Here is a 15634-nt window from a genome sequence, read left to right as displayed (position 1 = left end):
ATCACCTGACTCAGGCTTCGAACAACAAAAACAACATTCGACGATGCAACTTGAGGACTACAACAATGATTATTTACGGTGTGGCGTTTCTCGCCTTTTGTACCCTGACGGGTATTTTTATCGGCGAGTTGCTCGGCAAGCTGATAGGCATACCGGCCAACGTCGGCGGTGTCGGTATTGCGATGCTGCTGTTGATCGGGCTCGGCAGTTACCTGAACAAAAGCGGCTGGTTCAAAGGTAAAACCGAACAGGGCGTAGAGTTCTGGAGTGCAATTTACATTCCGATTGTTGTTGCCATGGCGGCACAGCAGAACGTTTATGGCGCGCTCAAGGGTGGGCCCATGGCGATTCTGGCGGGAGTGGCTGCAGTCACCATCGCTTTTGCCTTAGTGCCGGTCCTGGTTCGCATTGGTAACAAAGAACCGGCCTCGGTCATTCCACCTAAGACTGTAGGGTGATTGCCATGTACGAATCGATGATGAAGGTGATTACCGGTTACAGCCTGATCAGTGGCTTTGCGATTGTCGGCGTGACCATGTGGGTGTCCTACTGGATGTCCAATACGTTCACCAAAGGCCGCTTGCACGGTTCGGCCATCGCCATTTTGCTCGGCCTGTTGTTGTCGTATGTCGGTGGTGCGTTGACCGGGGGCCAGAAAGGCGTGGTGGACATCCCGTTGCTGTCCGGGATCGGCTTGTTGGGCGGTGCCATGTTGCGGGACTTCGCCATTGTGGCCACGGCGTTCGGCGTCAGTGTCGATGAGCTCAAACGTGCCGGTTTTGTCGGCGTACTGGCGTTGTTCGTTGGCGTCGGGACGTCGTTCATTGCCGGTGTCGCGGTGGCCATGGCCTTCGGATACACCGATGCGGTGAGCCTGACCACCATTGGTGCCGGGGCCGTGACGTATATCGTCGGTCCGGTAACCGGGGCTGCCATCGGTGCCAGTTCCGAGGTCATGGCGTTGTCGATTGCGGCCGGGTTGATCAAAGCCATTCTGGTGATGGTCATGACCCCATTCGTGGCGCCAATAATTGGTCTGAACAGCCCACGTAGTGCGGTGATTTTTGGGGGCTTAATGGGGACATCCAGCGGAGTGGCGGGTGGATTGGCGGCCACGGATCCGAAACTGGTGCCTTACGGTTGCCTGACCGCCGCTTTCTACACGGCGTTAGGCTGTTTGCTCGGGCCTTCGGTGCTGTTTCTGATCATGCGCGGGTTAATGGGCTGATGAATGATCGTTCCCATGCCCCGCGTGGGAACGATCATTGGGTGGCATTGCGATTGGCATACATCCGACACTCCGCCAACAACGCCAGCAAATTCGGATCCCGCTCCTTGGCCTTCAAGAACACCACCCCAATGTGCTGCTGCAACCGATACTTTTTCTGCAACGGAATCAGCTTCACCCGATTCTCATACACCGCCGCAATCCTCCCCGGCAGCAACGCATAACCCACGCCCGAGCTGACCATGCTCAGCAGGGTGAAGATGTCGTTGACCTGCATCGCCACCTTCGGCTCGAACCCCGCCTGCTTGAACACCCGATTACCGTCCTGGTGCGTGGCAAAGCCCTGGGTCAGCGTAATGAATGTCTCATCGCGCACTTCGGCAAGATCAACTTCGGTCCGTTGGGCAAACTTTGAATCCGCCGGCGTGGCGAGAAAAATGTCGTCGGAAAACAGCTGAATCTGCTCGCAGTCCGGGTCGTTGACGCTCTCGTCCAGCGACACCAGGATCGCGTCGACTTCCATGTTCTTGAGCTTGTACAGCAGGTCGAAATTAGAACCGAGGATCAGGTCGATGTTGAGCTCGCTGCGGCGGATCTTCAGGCCCATGATCAGCTGCGGCACCGTCTTCACCGTCAATGAATACAGCGAACCAAGCTTGAAGCGCTCGGCGGAGAACCCGGCCGCTTCGCGGGTCAGTCGCACGGTTTCGACCACGTCCTGAATCAACTTCTGCGCCCGTTCTTCCAGCACATAAGCGCTTTCCAGCGGCGTGAGATTACGGCCTTCGTGCTTGAACAGCGGGCAGCGCAGGGCGCTTTCCAGGGAGTGGATCGCCCGGTGCACGCTGACATTGCTGGTCTGCAATTCGGCGGCGGCCCGGGCCAGGTTGCCGGTGCGCATGAAGGCCAGGAACACCTCGAGTTTTTTCAGGGTCAACTCTTCATCAATCAGCATGATGCAGACTCTTATTCGAATGGCTCGATTGTGCACGTATGTGGGTTCTTGGGGGATTTGTCTTTTGAAGCATTGCGCTTTTAACTTTCAGGCGTGAGCCTTACGCGATGTTGCAACGAACGTTGAGGTGAGCAACACATGTATCACGGGGAAAAATTGAACGCCTGGACGCATCTGGTCGGGGCGCTGGCGGCGGTGGTCGGGGTGGTGTGGATGCTGGTGATCGCCAGCATGGACGGGAGTCCGTGGAAGATCGTCAGCGTGGCGATTTACGGCTTCACCTTATTGGTGCTTTACAGCGCGTCGACCGTTTACCACAGCGTGCGTGGGCGCAAGAAAGCGATCATGCAGAAGGTCGATCACTTTTCGATCTACCTGTTAATTGCCGGCAGCTACACGCCTTTTTGTCTGGTGACATTGCGTGGGCCGTGGGGCTGGACGCTGTTCGGGATTGTCTGGGGGCTGGCGCTGATCGGCATCCTGCAAGAAATCAAACCGCGTTCGGAGGCGCGGATTTTGTCGATCGTGATCTACGCGGTGATGGGCTGGATCGTACTGGTGGCCGTCAAGCCGTTACTGGCGGCATTGGGCAGTACAGGTTTCGCCTGGCTGGCCGCTGGCGGCGTGCTGTACACCGTGGGCATTGTCTTTTTTGCGCTGGATAGTCGTTTGCGCCATGCCCACGGGATCTGGCACCTGTTCGTGATTGCCGGGAGTTTGCTGCACTTCGTGGCGATTATGTTTTATGTCCTTTGAGGCCTCTACGGAATCAAACGATCCAGCTGCGCCTGCGCCCGTCGGCTGAACACCTGCAACAAGTCACTCAAGGTATGGGGGGGTGGTTCATCGGCGCGGGTGACCGCATACAAGGTGATCGGTAGCGCCGGTGCCAGAGGTCGGATGGCCGTGGTGGCGGGGGATGCGCCGAGCGCGGTAAACGGGTCGATCACTGCCAGCCCGGCGCCGGATTCAACCATTGCCCGCGCCAGCGAATAGGTCTGCACGGCGACACGAACCCGTGGCGGCGGATCGACCGCCTCAAGGTAGCTGTCGAGCCTGGCCGCCAGCGGGTCGGCGCTGGACAGGCCGATCAGCGGCGCACCCGCCAGTTCGCTCAACGGCAACGGTTGGCTCAAGGCGTCGTCGGCCCAATAACCCAACGGCGCCAGTGCCACCAACACCCCGCAGGCCAGGGCTTGCGCCTTCAGGCCCGGATGATCTGGCGGCTGCAAGGTCAGCGCGACATCCACTTCGCGCATCAATAAATTCTGCATCAGCTCACGGCTGTGGGCGCTGGACAGTTCGCAGACGATGTCCGGGTAGCGTTGCGTCCATTCGTTGATGGCCGGCGGCAGCAGCGACAGGGCGAGCGCCGGGATCGCGCCGATCCGTACGCTGTGACCCGGCTCGCGCCGCAGGCTCTGAGCCAGACGTCGCACGCCTTGCAGGCTTTCGGTGACCTTGTCGACTTCGCGCTCAAGTTCCAGCGCTTCAGGCGTGGCCTGCAATTTGCCGCGCACCCGCAGGAATAACGGAAAACCCAGTTGCTGTTCGGCGTGTTGCAGCACTTTGCTCACCGCCGGCTGCGACACGTGAAGCAACTGTGCGGCGCCGCTGACCGAACCGGTCTGGCGAATGGCCTGGAAAATCTCGATGTGTCGCAGTCGCATGGCAAGTCCATAACCTTTGTTTATGGGGCAGGCATCTTTATGCATTGTTCAACGCCTGTCACCTGGTCCTAACCTGAAGCCTGTTTCAACAACGGTTAAGGACAGACATGGCTCAGCGGGTTTGCATCATCGGCGGTGGCGTTATCGGGCTGACGACGGCTTACGCACTGGTTCGCGACGGCATCGACGTGACCCTGATCGAGGCCCGGGACTCGCTGGGCAGCGAGACCAGTTTCGCCAACGGTGGCCAGTTGTCCTACCGCTACGTCGCGCCGCTGGCCGATGCCGGCGTACCGTTACAGGCGCTTGGCTGGATGCTGCGCGGTGACTCGCCGTTGAAGCTGCGCCCGCGCCTGGACCCGGCGCAATGGCGCTGGATGGCGTCCTTCCTGGCGGCCTGCCGTCGTTCAGTGAATCAGCGCAACGGCGCGCACCTGCTGCGTCTGGCACTGCTGAGCCAGTCCACGCTGCAAGGCTGGCGCGACGAAGACCGTCTCGACGGTTTCGACTGGCGGTGCAACGGTAAACTGGTGACGTTTCGTGAAACCGCCAGTTTCGAGCACGCTCGCCGTGGACTGGCTGATCCGCGACAGCAGCACGTGCTGTCGCGGGCCGAATGCGCCCAACTTGAGCCTGCACTCGCCGAGGCGCCGTTTGTGGGCGCGATTTATACCGCTGACGAGGAGGTCGCCGATTGCCATGGGTTCTGCCAGCAACTGCTGGCTCGGCTCCAGGCGTCGGGGCGTTGCGAGTTTTTGCTCGGGCGCAAGGTCACCGGCATTCGCCACGCCGACGGCGCGGTGCAGGCCGTCGAAATAGGTTCGCAAGTGCTGCCGGTCGAGCAACTGGTGATTGCCGCCGGTCATCGCAGTCCGGCGCTGGCATTGCCGGGCATGAACCTGCCGCTGTATCCGCTCAAGGGCTACAGCCTGACCTTGCCCATCCGCGCCGAACACCGCGCCCCGGACCTGAGCATCACCGATTACAACCGCAAGATCGTTTACGCCCGCATCGGTGAACAACTGCGGGTGGCGGCAATGGTCGACATTGTCGGTTTCGACCCGGCGCTCGACCCCAAACGCCTGGCGCTGATCAAGCGCCAGGCGCAGGAAACCTTGCCCAATGCCGGCGATTACACCGCGGCCATCGAATGGGCCGGCATGCGCCCGGCCACCCCCAGCGGCGTGCCGTTGATCGGCGCCACGGCCTATCGCAACCTGTGGCTCAACCTCGGACATGGCGCCCTGGGGTTTACCCTGGCCTGCGGCAGCGCCCGGGTGCTCAGCGAGTTGATCGCCCGGCGCACACCTTCAATCGAAATGCAGGGCCTCGCCCCCCGCGTCGCCTGACTTGAAAAGGAAAAACCGATGAGCATCAACCGTCTCAACAGCAACAGCCGACTCTCTGGCGCGGTGACCTTTGGCGATCTGGTGTTTCTCTCGGGACAGGTTCCGGGTGACAGCACCGACGCCACCGGCCAAACCGCCGAAGTGCTGGCGAAAATCGATGCGTTGTTGGCCGAAGCTGGCAGCGACAAGGACCATCTGCTCAACGCGACCATTTACCTGAGCGACATTGGCCGCGATTTTGCCGCCATGAATGAGGTCTGGTCGCAGTGGCTGTCACCGGGCAACGCGCCGACCCGTACCACCTTGCAGGCGCAACTTGCCCGTCCAGAGGTTTTGGTGGAAATCACCGTGATCGCCGCCCGCCGTTAATCAACTGACCCACAACGGAGAATAACAATGCAAAAAATCACGTTGATCGGCTGCACCCTCGGCCTGCTGCTCGCCAGCCAGGTCCAGGCCAACGAAGCGCCATTGACCGGCACGCTGAACAAGGTCGCCAATGCCAAAAGCATCACGCTGGGCTATCGCGACGCGTCGGTGCCGTTTTCCTACGTGGGTGATCACACGGGGCAGCCGATGGGCTATTCGGTGGACCTGGCAAGCAAGATTGTCGAGCGGATCAAGCAAAAACTTGAGCTGCCGGATCTGCAGGTGAAATACAACCTGGTGACCTCACAAACGCGCATTCCACTGGTGCAGAACGGCACGGTTGACCTTGAATGCGGCTCCACCGGCGTGACCGCCGAGCGCATGCAGCAAGTGACGTTCTCCTACGGCTTCATCTACGTGAAGGGTCAGTTGCTCACGGCGAAGGACAGCGGCATCAAGCGCTTTGCGGACTTGCGCGGCAAGAACGTCGTGACCACGGCGGGCACCACCAACGAACGGTTTCTGAAGAGCTACAACGTCGATCACAAGATCGATATGTTCGTGATCAGCGCCAAGGACCACGGCGAAGCCTTCCAGATGCTGCAGTCAGGTCGAGCGGCGGCGTTCTATATGGATGACGCGCTGCTTTACGGCGAACGCGCCAAGGCCCGCGATCCGCATAAGTGGGTGGTGGTGGGCGAGGAGCAGTCGCGGGAAATCTACAGCTGCATGGTGCGCAAGGGCGACCCGCAGTTTCTCGAATTGGTGAACTCGACCCTCGCCGATCTGTACGGTTCGGGCGAGATCAACGGCATCTATCAACGCTGGTTTCAGCAACCGATTCCACCCAAAGGGCTGAACCTGGAATTTCCGATGACCCGCGAACTGAAAGCAATCATCGCCAAACCAGTGAGTGATCCGGTGCAATAGGATCAGAACCTAAAAGTCGCCCCACAGTTGTTGCGCCACCGCCAATGCCACGACGGGAGCGGTTTCGGTGCGCAAGACACGAGGGCCGAGGCGGGCGGCGTGAAAACCGCCAGCCTTGGCCTGATCCACTTCCGCATCGGACAACCCGCCTTCAGGCCCGATCAGAAACGCCAGCGTCCCGGGTTTGGCATGGCTCAGCAGCGGCTCGGCCACCGGATGCAGCACCAACTTCAATTCTGCCTGGGTCTGCTTCAACCAATCCGCCAGCAGCAACGGCGGATGAATCACCGGCACCCGTGAACGCCCGCATTGCTCGCAAGCGCTGATCGCAACCTGGCGCCAGTGCATCAGGCGTTTGTCGGCGCGCTCGTCCTTCAGCCGGACTTCACAGCGGTCGCTGAAGATCGGGGTGATTTGCGTGACGCCCAACTCGGTGGCTTTCTGAATCGCCCAGTCCATCCGCTCGCCACGGGACAAGCCCTGGCCAAGATGGATCGACAAGGGCGACTCGACCTGCCCGGCGAAGCTTTCATCGATCTGCACGACGACGCGCTTTTTGCCGACCTCCACCAGCGTGGCGCGAAACTCATGGCCCGAACCGTCGAACAGTTGCAGCGCATCACCCTCGGCCATGCGCAACACGCGGCTGATGTAATGAGCCTGGGCCTCGGGCAATTCGTGTTCGCCAATGCTCAAGGGGGCGTCGATAAAGAAGCGGGACAGTCTCATGCTGGGTCTCTAAAAATTGGATCGGAGTTGCTTTTGTGGCTGCTGACTCGGTGTGGCGAAGGGAACTGCCTCGGTCTTTAGCCCGGATCGCGAAAGCCCGGATGAAAGTCTTTCGGTACCGAAACACTGACGCTGTCACGGGTCGCAGTGTCGATGCCTTCGCTGGCCACTTCAGCCAGAAAGTCGATCTGCTCCGGTGTAATCACATACGGCGGCAGAAAGTACACCACGCTGCCCAACGGTCGAAGTAAAGCACCACGCTCCAGCGCGTGCTGGAACACTTTCAAGCCGCGACGTTCCTGCCACGGATAAGCTTCCTTGGTGGCCTTGTCCTTGACCATCTCGATGGCCAGCACCATGCCGGTCTGACGCACTTCCGAAACGTTCGGGTGATCGGCCAGGTGCGCAGTGGCACGGGTCATGCGCTGAGACAGGGCCTTGTTGTTCTCGATGACATTGTCTTCTTCGAAGATATCCAACGTCGCCAATGCCGCCGCGCACGCCAGCGGATTGCCGGTGTAGCTGTGCGAATGCAGGAAGGCGCGCAGGGTCGGGTAATCATCGTAGAACGCGCTGTAGACATCTTCGGTGGTCACGCAGGCCGCCAACGGCAGGTAACCGCCGGTCAGGGCCTTGGACAGACAGAGGAAGTCCGGGCGGATGCCGGCCTGTTCGCAGGCGAACATCGTCCCGGTGCGGCCGAAACCGACGGCGATTTCGTCGTGGATCAGGTGCACGCCGTAGCGATCACAGGCTTCGCGCAGCAGTTTCAGATACACCGGGTGGTACATGCGCATGCCGCCGGCGCCCTGAATCAGCGGCTCGACGATCACCGCCGCCACGGTGTCGTGGTTCTCGGCCAGGGTCTGTTCCATCGCCGCGAACAGGTTGCGCGAATGTTCTTCCCAGCTCATGCCTTCCGGGCGCAGGTAGCAATCGGGGCTCGGCACCTTGATGGTGTCCAGCAGCAAGGCCTTGTAGGTTTCGGTGAACAGCGGCACGTCGCCCACCGACATCGCCGCCATGGTCTCGCCGTGGTAGCTGTTGGTCAGGGTGACAAAGCGTTTCTTGTTCGGCTGGCCGCGGTTGAGCCAGTAGTGAAAGCTCATTTTCAGTGCGACTTCGATGCAGGACGAGCCGTTATCGGCGTAGAAACATCGGGTCAGACCTTCCGGCGTCATCTTCACCAGGCGCTCGGACAACTCGATGACGGGCTGATGACTGAAACCAGCGAGGATCACGTGTTCCAGTTGATCGACCTGATCCTTGATGCGCTGGTTGATCCGTGGGTTGGCGTGACCAAATACGTTGACCCACCAGGAGCTGACGGCGTCGAGGTAGCGTTTGCCTTCGAAGTCTTCCAGCCAAACGCCCTCACCGCGTTTGATGGGGATCAGCGGCAGCTGTTCGTGGTCTTTCATCTGGGTGCAGGGATGCCACAACACCGCAAGATCGCGTTGCATCCACTGATTATTCAGGCCCATCTTCAGTCTCCTCGAGGCGGCTCGCTGGGTGCGCGGGCAAACAATCGCGCAAGCCTATGCAATGCATGGCGTGGGGACAACCCATTGTGTCGATTGAGCTACTTTGTATAGGTGGATAGACGTCGCTGGCGGCCTTTTGATGGCTGACGTATTCTTCGCGGTTCTTTGGGTCGTCTGACTCGTAAAACCGCTATTTCCTCGTGTATTTCCGGAGTTCGCTGAATGTCTGCTGGTTGGCTGCGCGCCTGTGCGCTGGTGATGTTGGGGCTGTTCAGCGTGTCCGCGCTGGCCAAGGATAAAACGGCGATCGTGATCGGCGGAGGGCTGTCGGGCCTCACCGCTGCTTACGAACTGCAAAACAAGGGCTGGCAGGTCACTCTGCTGGAAGCCAAACCGAGCTTGGGCGGTCGCTCCGGCATGGCCACCAGCGAGTGGATCGGCAACGAGAAGACTCAACCGGTACTGAACAAGTACGTATCGATCTTCAAACTGAGCACCACGCCGGCCCCAGAGTTCGTGCGGACCCCCAGCTACCTGATTGACGGTGAGTATTTCACCGCCGCCGATCTGGCCACCAAGCAGCCGGCCACCAGCGACGCGCTCAAGCGCTACGAAAAGACCCTGGACGATCTGGCGCGCTCGATCGAAGACCCGCAGAACCCGGCGGCCAATAGCACATTGTTCGCGCTTGACCAGATCAGCGTGGCCAACTGGCTCGAACGTCTGAATCTGCCCGCCACGGCACGTCAGTTGGTGAATCAGCAGATCCGTACCCGTTATGACGAACCGTCTCGCCTGTCGCTGCTGTACTTCGCACAGCAAAGCCGCGTTTACCGTGGCGTTGCCGACCGTGACCTGCGTGCTTCGCGCCTGCTCGGCGGCAGCCCGGTGCTGGCGCAGGCCTTCGTCAAACAACTGAAAATCATCAAGACCAGCTCTCCGGTCTCGGCAATTGCCCAGGACAAGAACGGCGTGACCGTCAAAGTCGGCAGCGTTGGCTACCAAGCTGATTACGTGGTTGTGGCCGTGCCACTGCGCGCACTGAACAAGATTCAGATGACTCCGTCGCTGGATGCCCAGCACATGGGCGCGATCAAAGGCACCAATTACGGTTGGCGCGACCAGATCATGCTGAAGTTCAAGACACCCGTATGGGAAAGCAAGGCGCGGATGACCGGCGAGATCTACAGCAACGCCGGTTTGGGCATGTTGTGGGTTGAACCGGCGCTGAAGGGTGGCGCCAACGTGGTGATCAACCTGTCCGGCGACAACGCGCGCGTGATGCAGGCCTTCGGCGACAAGCAGATGGTCGATCAGGTGCTGATCCGTCTGCACGCCTTTTATCCACAGGCGCGCGGTTCGTTCACCGGTTACGAAATCCGTCGTTACAGCACCGACCCATCGATGGGCGGCGCTTACCTGGCGTTCGGCCCTGGCCAGATCAGCAAGTACTGGCGTCTGTGGGAGCGTCCGATTCAGCGTGTAGTCTTTGCCGGCGAACACACTGACACTTTGTACCCGGGGACGCTGGAAGGTGCGCTGCGCACAGGTCAGCGGGCAGCCAGTCAGGTCGAAGACCTGGCAGCCGGCAAGTCGTTTGAACCGGCGAAGGTTGTTACGGCGGCGACCGTTGGGGCGGCCGGCGCGGTGGCGGCGAAGAAAGGCAACTTCTTCACCAACCTGTTCGGTGGCTCTGACGACAAACCGGCACCGGTCAAGGCGCCAGAGCCAGTGGCAGCGGCTGCTCCGGCACCGGCGCCAACACCTGCGCCGGCCCCAGCCGAAGCGCCGAAACCAGTGGCGCCGGTGAAAGCCGAACCCGCCAAAAAAGCCCCGGCCAAAGCTGCAGCGAAAAAGCCTGCGGCCAAAGCCGAGGCTAAAAAGGCCCCGGCGAAGAAGGCTGAACCGGCGAAGAAAGCAGCGGTCAAGCCCGCTGCGACTCCGGCGACGTATACCAAAGCGCAGTAAGCGTTGAGACTAAAAAAACGTGGCAGAAATGCCGCGTTTTTTTTTGCCCGAAGAAAATTAATATCAAGAATCGAATAAACCTTGTGGCGAAGGTGTTCTTTAGTTGGCCTTCATTTTTCTTACCTATGGGTCTTTAATCTTTCCTTAACTCACCTATTTGAGACTCTTGATCGTATTTCTCGATATTTCAAAGCGAAATTTTCCGCTTTAACTCGATAGATAACTCGATAGTCTTAGTCGCAGTTCTCACGGGATTTGAGCAATGCAGCTACGTAACTCTTCTTCGCGCTACGGTTGGGTCAGCATCTTCATGCACTGGGGTGTGGCGCTGGTGGTCTTCGGCCTGTTTGCGTTGGGCTTGTGGATGGTCGGTCTCGATTACTACAGCGTCTGGCGCAAAGATGCGCCCGACTTGCATAAGAGCATTGGCCTGGTGTTGTTAACCGTCATGGTTCTGCGGGTACTGTGGCGCTTCATCAGCCCACCGCCACCCACGCTTGAAAGCTATAGCCGCATGACACGCATTGGCGCCAAGTGCGGCCATTCGTTCCTGTACCTCAGTCTGTTTGCTGTAATGATTGCCGGTTACCTGATCTCCACCGCAGAAGGTGTCGGGATTTCGGTGTTTGGCCTGTTTGAAGTTCCTGCACTGGTGTCCGGACTACCGGACCAGGCAGACACCGCGGGTGTGATTCATTTGTATCTGGCGTGGGGGGTGGTGGTATTTTCCGGCCTCCATGCGCTGGCAGCACTGAAGCACCACTTTATCGATCGTGATGCGACCCTGACGCGAATGCTGGGCCGCAACGCTTGAAGTTCAACCTCGACTCCAAAGGAATAGAAAGCATGTTGAAAAAGACTCTCGCCGCTCTGGCCATCGGTTCTGCTCTGCTGTCCGCCAACGTGATGGCGGCCGACTACGTCGTCGACAAAGAAGGCCAGCACGCCTTCGTTGACTTCAAGATCAGCCACCTGGGCTACAGCTTCATCACCGGTACCTTCAAGGATATCGACGGCAAGTTCAGCTTCGACGCTGCCAAGCCAGAAGACAGCAAAATCGAGTTCAACGTGAACACCGCCAGCGTGTTCACCAACCATGCCGAGCGCGACAAGCACATCGCCAGCGGTGATTTCCTGAATGCGAGCGAGTTCGCCAAAGCCACGTTCGTGTCCACCAGCGTCAAATCCACCGGCAAAAACGCCGCTGGCAAAGACACTGCGGACGTGACCGGTGACCTGACCCTGCTGGGCGTGACCAAGCCAGTCGTGGTCAAGGCTACTTTCCTGGGTGAAGGCAAGGATCCATGGGGCGGCTACCGTGCCGGCTTCGAGGGCACCACCAGCATCAAGCGTTCCGACTTCGGCAAGCAAAAAGACCTGGGCCCACAGTCCGACGCGGTCGAGCTGTATGTTTCGTTTGAAGGCGTGAAAGCGAAGTAAGCTGTTTGCGTCATCAAAACGCCGACCTCAGGGTCGGCGTTTTGCTGCCTGGTGTTCAGGAGAGGCTGCTTTGGTAGTCGGCGATTTCATTGCGTAGCCAAGTCAGCAGGCTCGCCAACTGCGCCGAGCGTTGTGTGTGGGTCGGCCAAAGCATGAAATAACGGGATGCGTGCAGCGGTTCAACGTCGGTCAGTTTAACCAGTTGCCCGCTCTGGATCATGGCGTGAGCAATCGAGCGACGGGTTAGCGCAATTCCATAACCCAGGCGCGCCGCTTCAAGCATCAAAGTCGAGTCAGTGAACTCTAGTGCCGCGAGCGGACGCATCTGTTCAACGCCAGCGGCAGCAAGCCAGGTCGACCAGCTTTCACTGGCGTGGAGTAATGGATGTCCCAGAACGGACTCGGCATCGACAGGCAAGCATCCTAGATTGAATCCCGGCGCGGCGACGACCAACAAGGAGTCCTGCATCAACGGCTCACAGTGCACATCGGGCCATTTTCCGTGGCCGAACCGGATCGCCGTATCGATCAGGCCGCCCTCGAAACTTGAAAACTCCATACTGGCTGCCAGCTTGAGGCGCAAGCCGGGCTGCGCGTCGATAAACCTTTGCAAGCGTGGCAATAGCCAAAACATTCCAAAGGACGGCAGCACCGAAAGGGTCAGTTGCGGGTGTCGGGTTTTGGACAGGAATCTTTCCGTTACCCCGGCAATTTCACCCAGGGTTTGCCGGATCTGATAGGCGTACACACGCCCCTCTTCTGTCAGCACCACACCGCGGCCACTACGTTCTGTCAGTCTAACGTCCAGGTATTCCTCCAGCGAGCGTATCTGGTGGCTGACAGCGCTGTGCGTGACGTGCAGTTCCAATGCCGCGAGGTTGACCTTGCCCAATCGTGCCAAGGCTTCAAAGGCCCGGAGGGCCGCTAGCGGAGGTAATTTCAATAGGTGAATTCCATTCACTGAACCGGGCAGAAATCGCCGCTATACATGAATTGACGAGGCTACGGATAATCCGTCTCACGCTCAGTGAGCGTTGGTGACTTCATTTCCGCTCGACAAGGATCCGTACATGCTAATCAATGAAATTCAGAGAACGTTGGAGAATTATTTCAGCGTGTTGCAAAACCAGGATTTGAACCGGTTTGACGAGGTTTTCCATCCCGGCTGTGTCCTCTATAGCGCTCAGGACGGGGTGGTAACGGTGCGTTCTTTCGCAGAATATCGCGCCATCGTACAAGGACGTCAGTCGCCGCAGGAGCGCGGGTTTGCGAGCCTGGATGAGATTTTGATGATTGACGTCATGTCTGCGGAAATGGCAATGGTCAAGGTGCGTCTGCGACTGTTCGACAATGTCATGGTTGATTATCTGAACGTGATGAAAGTCGATGGCCGCTGGATGATCGTTGCCAAACTCTTTCATAAAGAAGGAAGCGTTGCGTGAGTGCGGCGGTTTGACCAAAAACGATCGTGATGATCGGTACAAACAAAAACGCCCCGAATCAGTAGGGGCGTTTTTGTGAGTGACACTCAGCGATTGCGGGTCAGCAACGCTGGTTTCTCGCCGCGCGGACGGCCTGGCAGTTGATCAAGTTGCTCAGGCGTCGGGAAACGATCGGTTTTCGACTCTTTGTGAATGATCTTCGGTGCCGGGCCGCTCGGGTTTTGCACCGCCGGTTCCGAACGCGGTTGATCGTCACGAGCCGGGCGGCGATTGCGGGACTCTTCGCGACGGGCCTGGCCGTCACGTGGAGCACCGTTGCGTGGGCCGCTGCGCTTGGCCGGCGGAGTGCCGGTGGTGGCACCATCGCTGCTGCGCGGGCCACTTTGACGACCCTGAGGCTTGCCGCTGCCGCTGCCGCTGCGCGGAGCACCTGCGCCAGCTGTCGTGCCTTGTGCCGGAGCACCCGGACGGCGACCACGGCCCTGAGCCGGTTTGGCTTGAGGGACGTAGTCGACGCGGTTACCGAAGTTATCGATATCGTCGTCCAGGAACTCGTCCGGAGCACGGTCTGCAGCAGCAGCGCGTGGTGCTGGACGCTGTTGCTCGCGGGCCGGAGTGCCTTCGCGTGGTTTGTGTTCTCGCGCCGGGCGATCACCGCGGCCAGTGGCTGCAGGTTTTTCCTTGCCGCCCTTGTCCTTGCCTTTGTCTTTACGACCACCACCACCGCCGGTGCCGTTCGGACCGTCGCCGCGCGGGCCCCGTGGGTTGCGCGGGTTACGCACATCCGGACGCTCGCGAACTTCTGGTTTCTCGGCTTCTACAGCGCTGGAGTCGAAGCCCATCAGGTTGCCGTCGGCAATCTTCTGCTTGGTCATGCGCTCAATGCTTTTCAGCAACTTTTCTTCGTCCGGGGCCACCAGCGAGATCGCCTCGCCCGAACGACCGGCACGGCCAGTACGGCCGATACGGTGAACGTAGTCTTCGTCGACGTTTGGCAATTCGAAGTTGACCACGTGTGGCAACTGATCGATGTCCAGGCCGCGAGCGGCGATGTCGGTGGCGACCAGGATGCGCACTTCGCCGGCCTTGAAGTCGGCCAGGGCCTTGGTGCGAGCGTTCTGGCTCTTGTTACCGTGGATCGCGACGGCGCTCAGGCCATGTTTGTCCAGGTACTCGGCCAGACGGTTGGCGCCGTGCTTGGTGCGAGTGAACACCAGCACCTGTTCCCAGGCGCCTGCGGTGATCAGGTGCGCCAGCAACGAACGCTTGTGGCTGGCGGCCAGACGGAATACACGCTGTTCGATACGCTCGACTGTGGTGTTCGGCGGCGTGACTTCGATGCGTTCCGGGTTGTGCAGCAGCTTGCCGGCGAGGTCGGTGATGTCTTTGGAGAAAGTGGCCGAGAACAGCAGGTTCTGGCGTTTGCTCGGTAGACGGGCGAGGACCTTTTTCACGTCATGGACGAAGCCCATGTCGAGCATGCGGTCGGCTTCGTCCAGCACGAGGATTTCCACGTGGGACAAGTCGACGCTGCCTTGGCCTGCGAGGTCGAGCAGGCGGCCAGGGCAGGCGACCAGCACGTCCACACCGCGGGACATGGCTTGAACCTGCGGGTTCATGCCGACGCCACCGAAGATGCAGGCACTGACGAACTTCAGGTCACGAGCATAGACCTTGAAGCTCTCATGTACTTGAGCCGCGAGTTCGCGGGTAGGGGTCAGGACCAGTACGCGCGGTTGGCGCGGGCCGTGACGCTGGGATTTGTCCGGGTGACCGTTGGGGAACAACCGCTCCAGAATCGGAAGGGCGAAGCCGCCGGTTTTACCGGTACCTGTCTGAGCCGCGACCATCAGGTCGCGACCTTGCAACACGGCGGGAATGGCCCGCTGTTGCACCGGAGTAGGCTCGGTATAGCCCGCTGCCTCGATGGCACGGACTAAAGCCTCGGAGAGACCGAGGGAAGCAAAGGACATGAGTAATCCTGTTTTAGTTAGGGCTTGGCCCAATGGGAGTCTTGCCTGGCGCGAATGGCGTTTAAGAGGAACGCAATCCCGTCCGGTCCTGCTGGGC

The 15634-nt window shown here is 59.6% G+C and carries 16 protein-coding genes; 10 read left to right on the top strand and 6 right to left on the bottom strand.

The genetic code is table 11. The annotated features are described in order from the left end of the window. Nucleotides 1-65 precede the first annotated feature (65 nt). Nucleotides 66-458: a malonate transporter subunit MadL gene (gene madL / locus ACXPVS_RS03510; protein WP_458508687.1), complete on the top strand. Its 393-nt coding sequence runs from the start codon at nt 66-68 to the stop codon at nt 456-458. Between the two features lie 5 nt (nt 459-463). Continuing rightward, the gene (gene madM, locus ACXPVS_RS03505) at nt 464-1228 is read left to right on the top strand and encodes a malonate transporter subunit MadM (protein ID WP_458508686.1); all 765 of its coding nucleotides are present in this window, start codon (nt 464-466) and stop codon (nt 1226-1228) included. Nucleotides 1229-1262: 34 nt separating this feature from the next. Here madM and ACXPVS_RS03500 read toward each other — a convergent pair whose 3' ends face one another. Beyond that, a complete protein-coding gene (locus ACXPVS_RS03500; RefSeq protein WP_458508685.1) occupies nt 1263-2183 on the bottom strand; it encodes a LysR family transcriptional regulator in 921 nt (306 codons plus the stop codon). Between the two features lie 138 nt (nt 2184-2321). Here ACXPVS_RS03500 and trhA point away from each other — a divergent pair, with 138 nt between their 5' ends. Further along, nucleotides 2322-2939, top strand: a complete 618-nt coding sequence (gene trhA / locus ACXPVS_RS03495; RefSeq protein ID WP_458508684.1) for a PAQR family membrane homeostasis protein TrhA — start codon at nt 2322-2324, stop codon at nt 2937-2939. A gap of 5 nt (nt 2940-2944) precedes the next feature. On the opposite strand, the gene ACXPVS_RS03490 is transcribed toward trhA, so the two are convergent. Further along, a complete protein-coding gene (locus ACXPVS_RS03490) occupies nt 2945-3853 on the bottom strand; it encodes a LysR family transcriptional regulator (RefSeq protein WP_458508683.1) in 909 nt (302 codons plus the stop codon). Nucleotides 3854-3960: 107 nt separating this feature from the next. Here ACXPVS_RS03490 and ACXPVS_RS03485 point away from each other — a divergent pair, with 107 nt between their 5' ends. Genes ACXPVS_RS03485 through ACXPVS_RS03475 form a run of 3 tightly spaced genes read left to right on the top strand, consistent with a single transcriptional unit; the run spans nt 3961 to nt 6501 of the window. Beyond that, nucleotides 3961-5202: a D-amino acid dehydrogenase gene (locus ACXPVS_RS03485; protein ID WP_458508682.1), complete on the top strand. Its 1242-nt coding sequence runs from the start codon at nt 3961-3963 to the stop codon at nt 5200-5202. An 18-nt stretch (nt 5203-5220) separates the two neighbouring features. Next, the gene (locus tag ACXPVS_RS03480; RefSeq protein ID WP_458508681.1) at nt 5221-5571 is read left to right on the top strand and encodes a RidA family protein; all 351 of its coding nucleotides are present in this window, start codon (nt 5221-5223) and stop codon (nt 5569-5571) included. A 27-nt stretch (nt 5572-5598) separates the two neighbouring features. Beyond that, complete coding sequence (locus ACXPVS_RS03475; protein WP_458508680.1) at nt 5599-6501, top strand: transporter substrate-binding domain-containing protein; 903 nt, start codon at nt 5599-5601, stop codon at nt 6499-6501. A 9-nt stretch (nt 6502-6510) separates the two neighbouring features. Here ACXPVS_RS03475 and ACXPVS_RS03470 read toward each other — a convergent pair whose 3' ends face one another. Beyond that, entirely contained in the window at nt 6511-7230 is a 720-nt protein-coding gene (locus tag ACXPVS_RS03470) for a 16S rRNA (uracil(1498)-N(3))-methyltransferase (RefSeq protein ID WP_458508679.1), read from the bottom strand. Between the two features lie 77 nt (nt 7231-7307). After that, a complete protein-coding gene (locus ACXPVS_RS03465) occupies nt 7308-8714 on the bottom strand; it encodes an adenosylmethionine--8-amino-7-oxononanoate transaminase (RefSeq protein WP_458508678.1) in 1407 nt (468 codons plus the stop codon). Between the two features lie 222 nt (nt 8715-8936). On the opposite strand from ACXPVS_RS03465, the gene ACXPVS_RS03460 reads away from it, so the two are divergent. The 3 genes from ACXPVS_RS03460 to ACXPVS_RS03450 all read left to right on the top strand — a co-directional run bounded on the left by ACXPVS_RS03460 (nt 8937) and on the right by ACXPVS_RS03450 (nt 12122). Continuing rightward, a complete protein-coding gene (locus ACXPVS_RS03460) occupies nt 8937-10682 on the top strand; it encodes a flavin monoamine oxidase family protein (protein WP_458508677.1) in 1746 nt (581 codons plus the stop codon). A gap of 262 nt (nt 10683-10944) precedes the next feature. Continuing rightward, nucleotides 10945-11496, top strand: a complete 552-nt coding sequence (locus ACXPVS_RS03455) for a cytochrome b (RefSeq protein ID WP_458508676.1) — start codon at nt 10945-10947, stop codon at nt 11494-11496. A gap of 32 nt (nt 11497-11528) precedes the next feature. Then, entirely contained in the window at nt 11529-12122 is a 594-nt protein-coding gene (locus tag ACXPVS_RS03450) for a YceI family protein (RefSeq protein ID WP_458508675.1), read from the top strand. Between the two features lie 55 nt (nt 12123-12177). Here the strand turns inward: ACXPVS_RS03450 and ACXPVS_RS03445 are convergent, their stop codons facing one another. Further along, nucleotides 12178-13065 (bottom strand): LysR substrate-binding domain-containing protein, encoded by an 888-nt coding sequence (locus tag ACXPVS_RS03445; protein WP_458508674.1) that lies wholly within the window; start codon nt 13063-13065, stop codon nt 12178-12180. 127 nt (nt 13066-13192) lie between these two features. Here ACXPVS_RS03445 and ACXPVS_RS03440 point away from each other — a divergent pair, with 127 nt between their 5' ends. Next, entirely contained in the window at nt 13193-13564 is a 372-nt protein-coding gene (locus tag ACXPVS_RS03440) for a nuclear transport factor 2 family protein (protein WP_458508673.1), read from the top strand. An 86-nt stretch (nt 13565-13650) separates the two neighbouring features. Here the strand turns inward: ACXPVS_RS03440 and ACXPVS_RS03435 are convergent, their stop codons facing one another. Further along, entirely contained in the window at nt 13651-15537 is a 1887-nt protein-coding gene (locus ACXPVS_RS03435) for a DEAD/DEAH box helicase (RefSeq protein ID WP_458508672.1), read from the bottom strand. Nucleotides 15538-15634: the final 97 nt, after the last annotated feature.

This window comes from Pseudomonas sp. Ma2-10, assembly GCF_054330215.1.
Note: the sequence above shows the minus strand (reverse complement) of the source record. Positions and strands in the feature narration are given on the sequence as shown.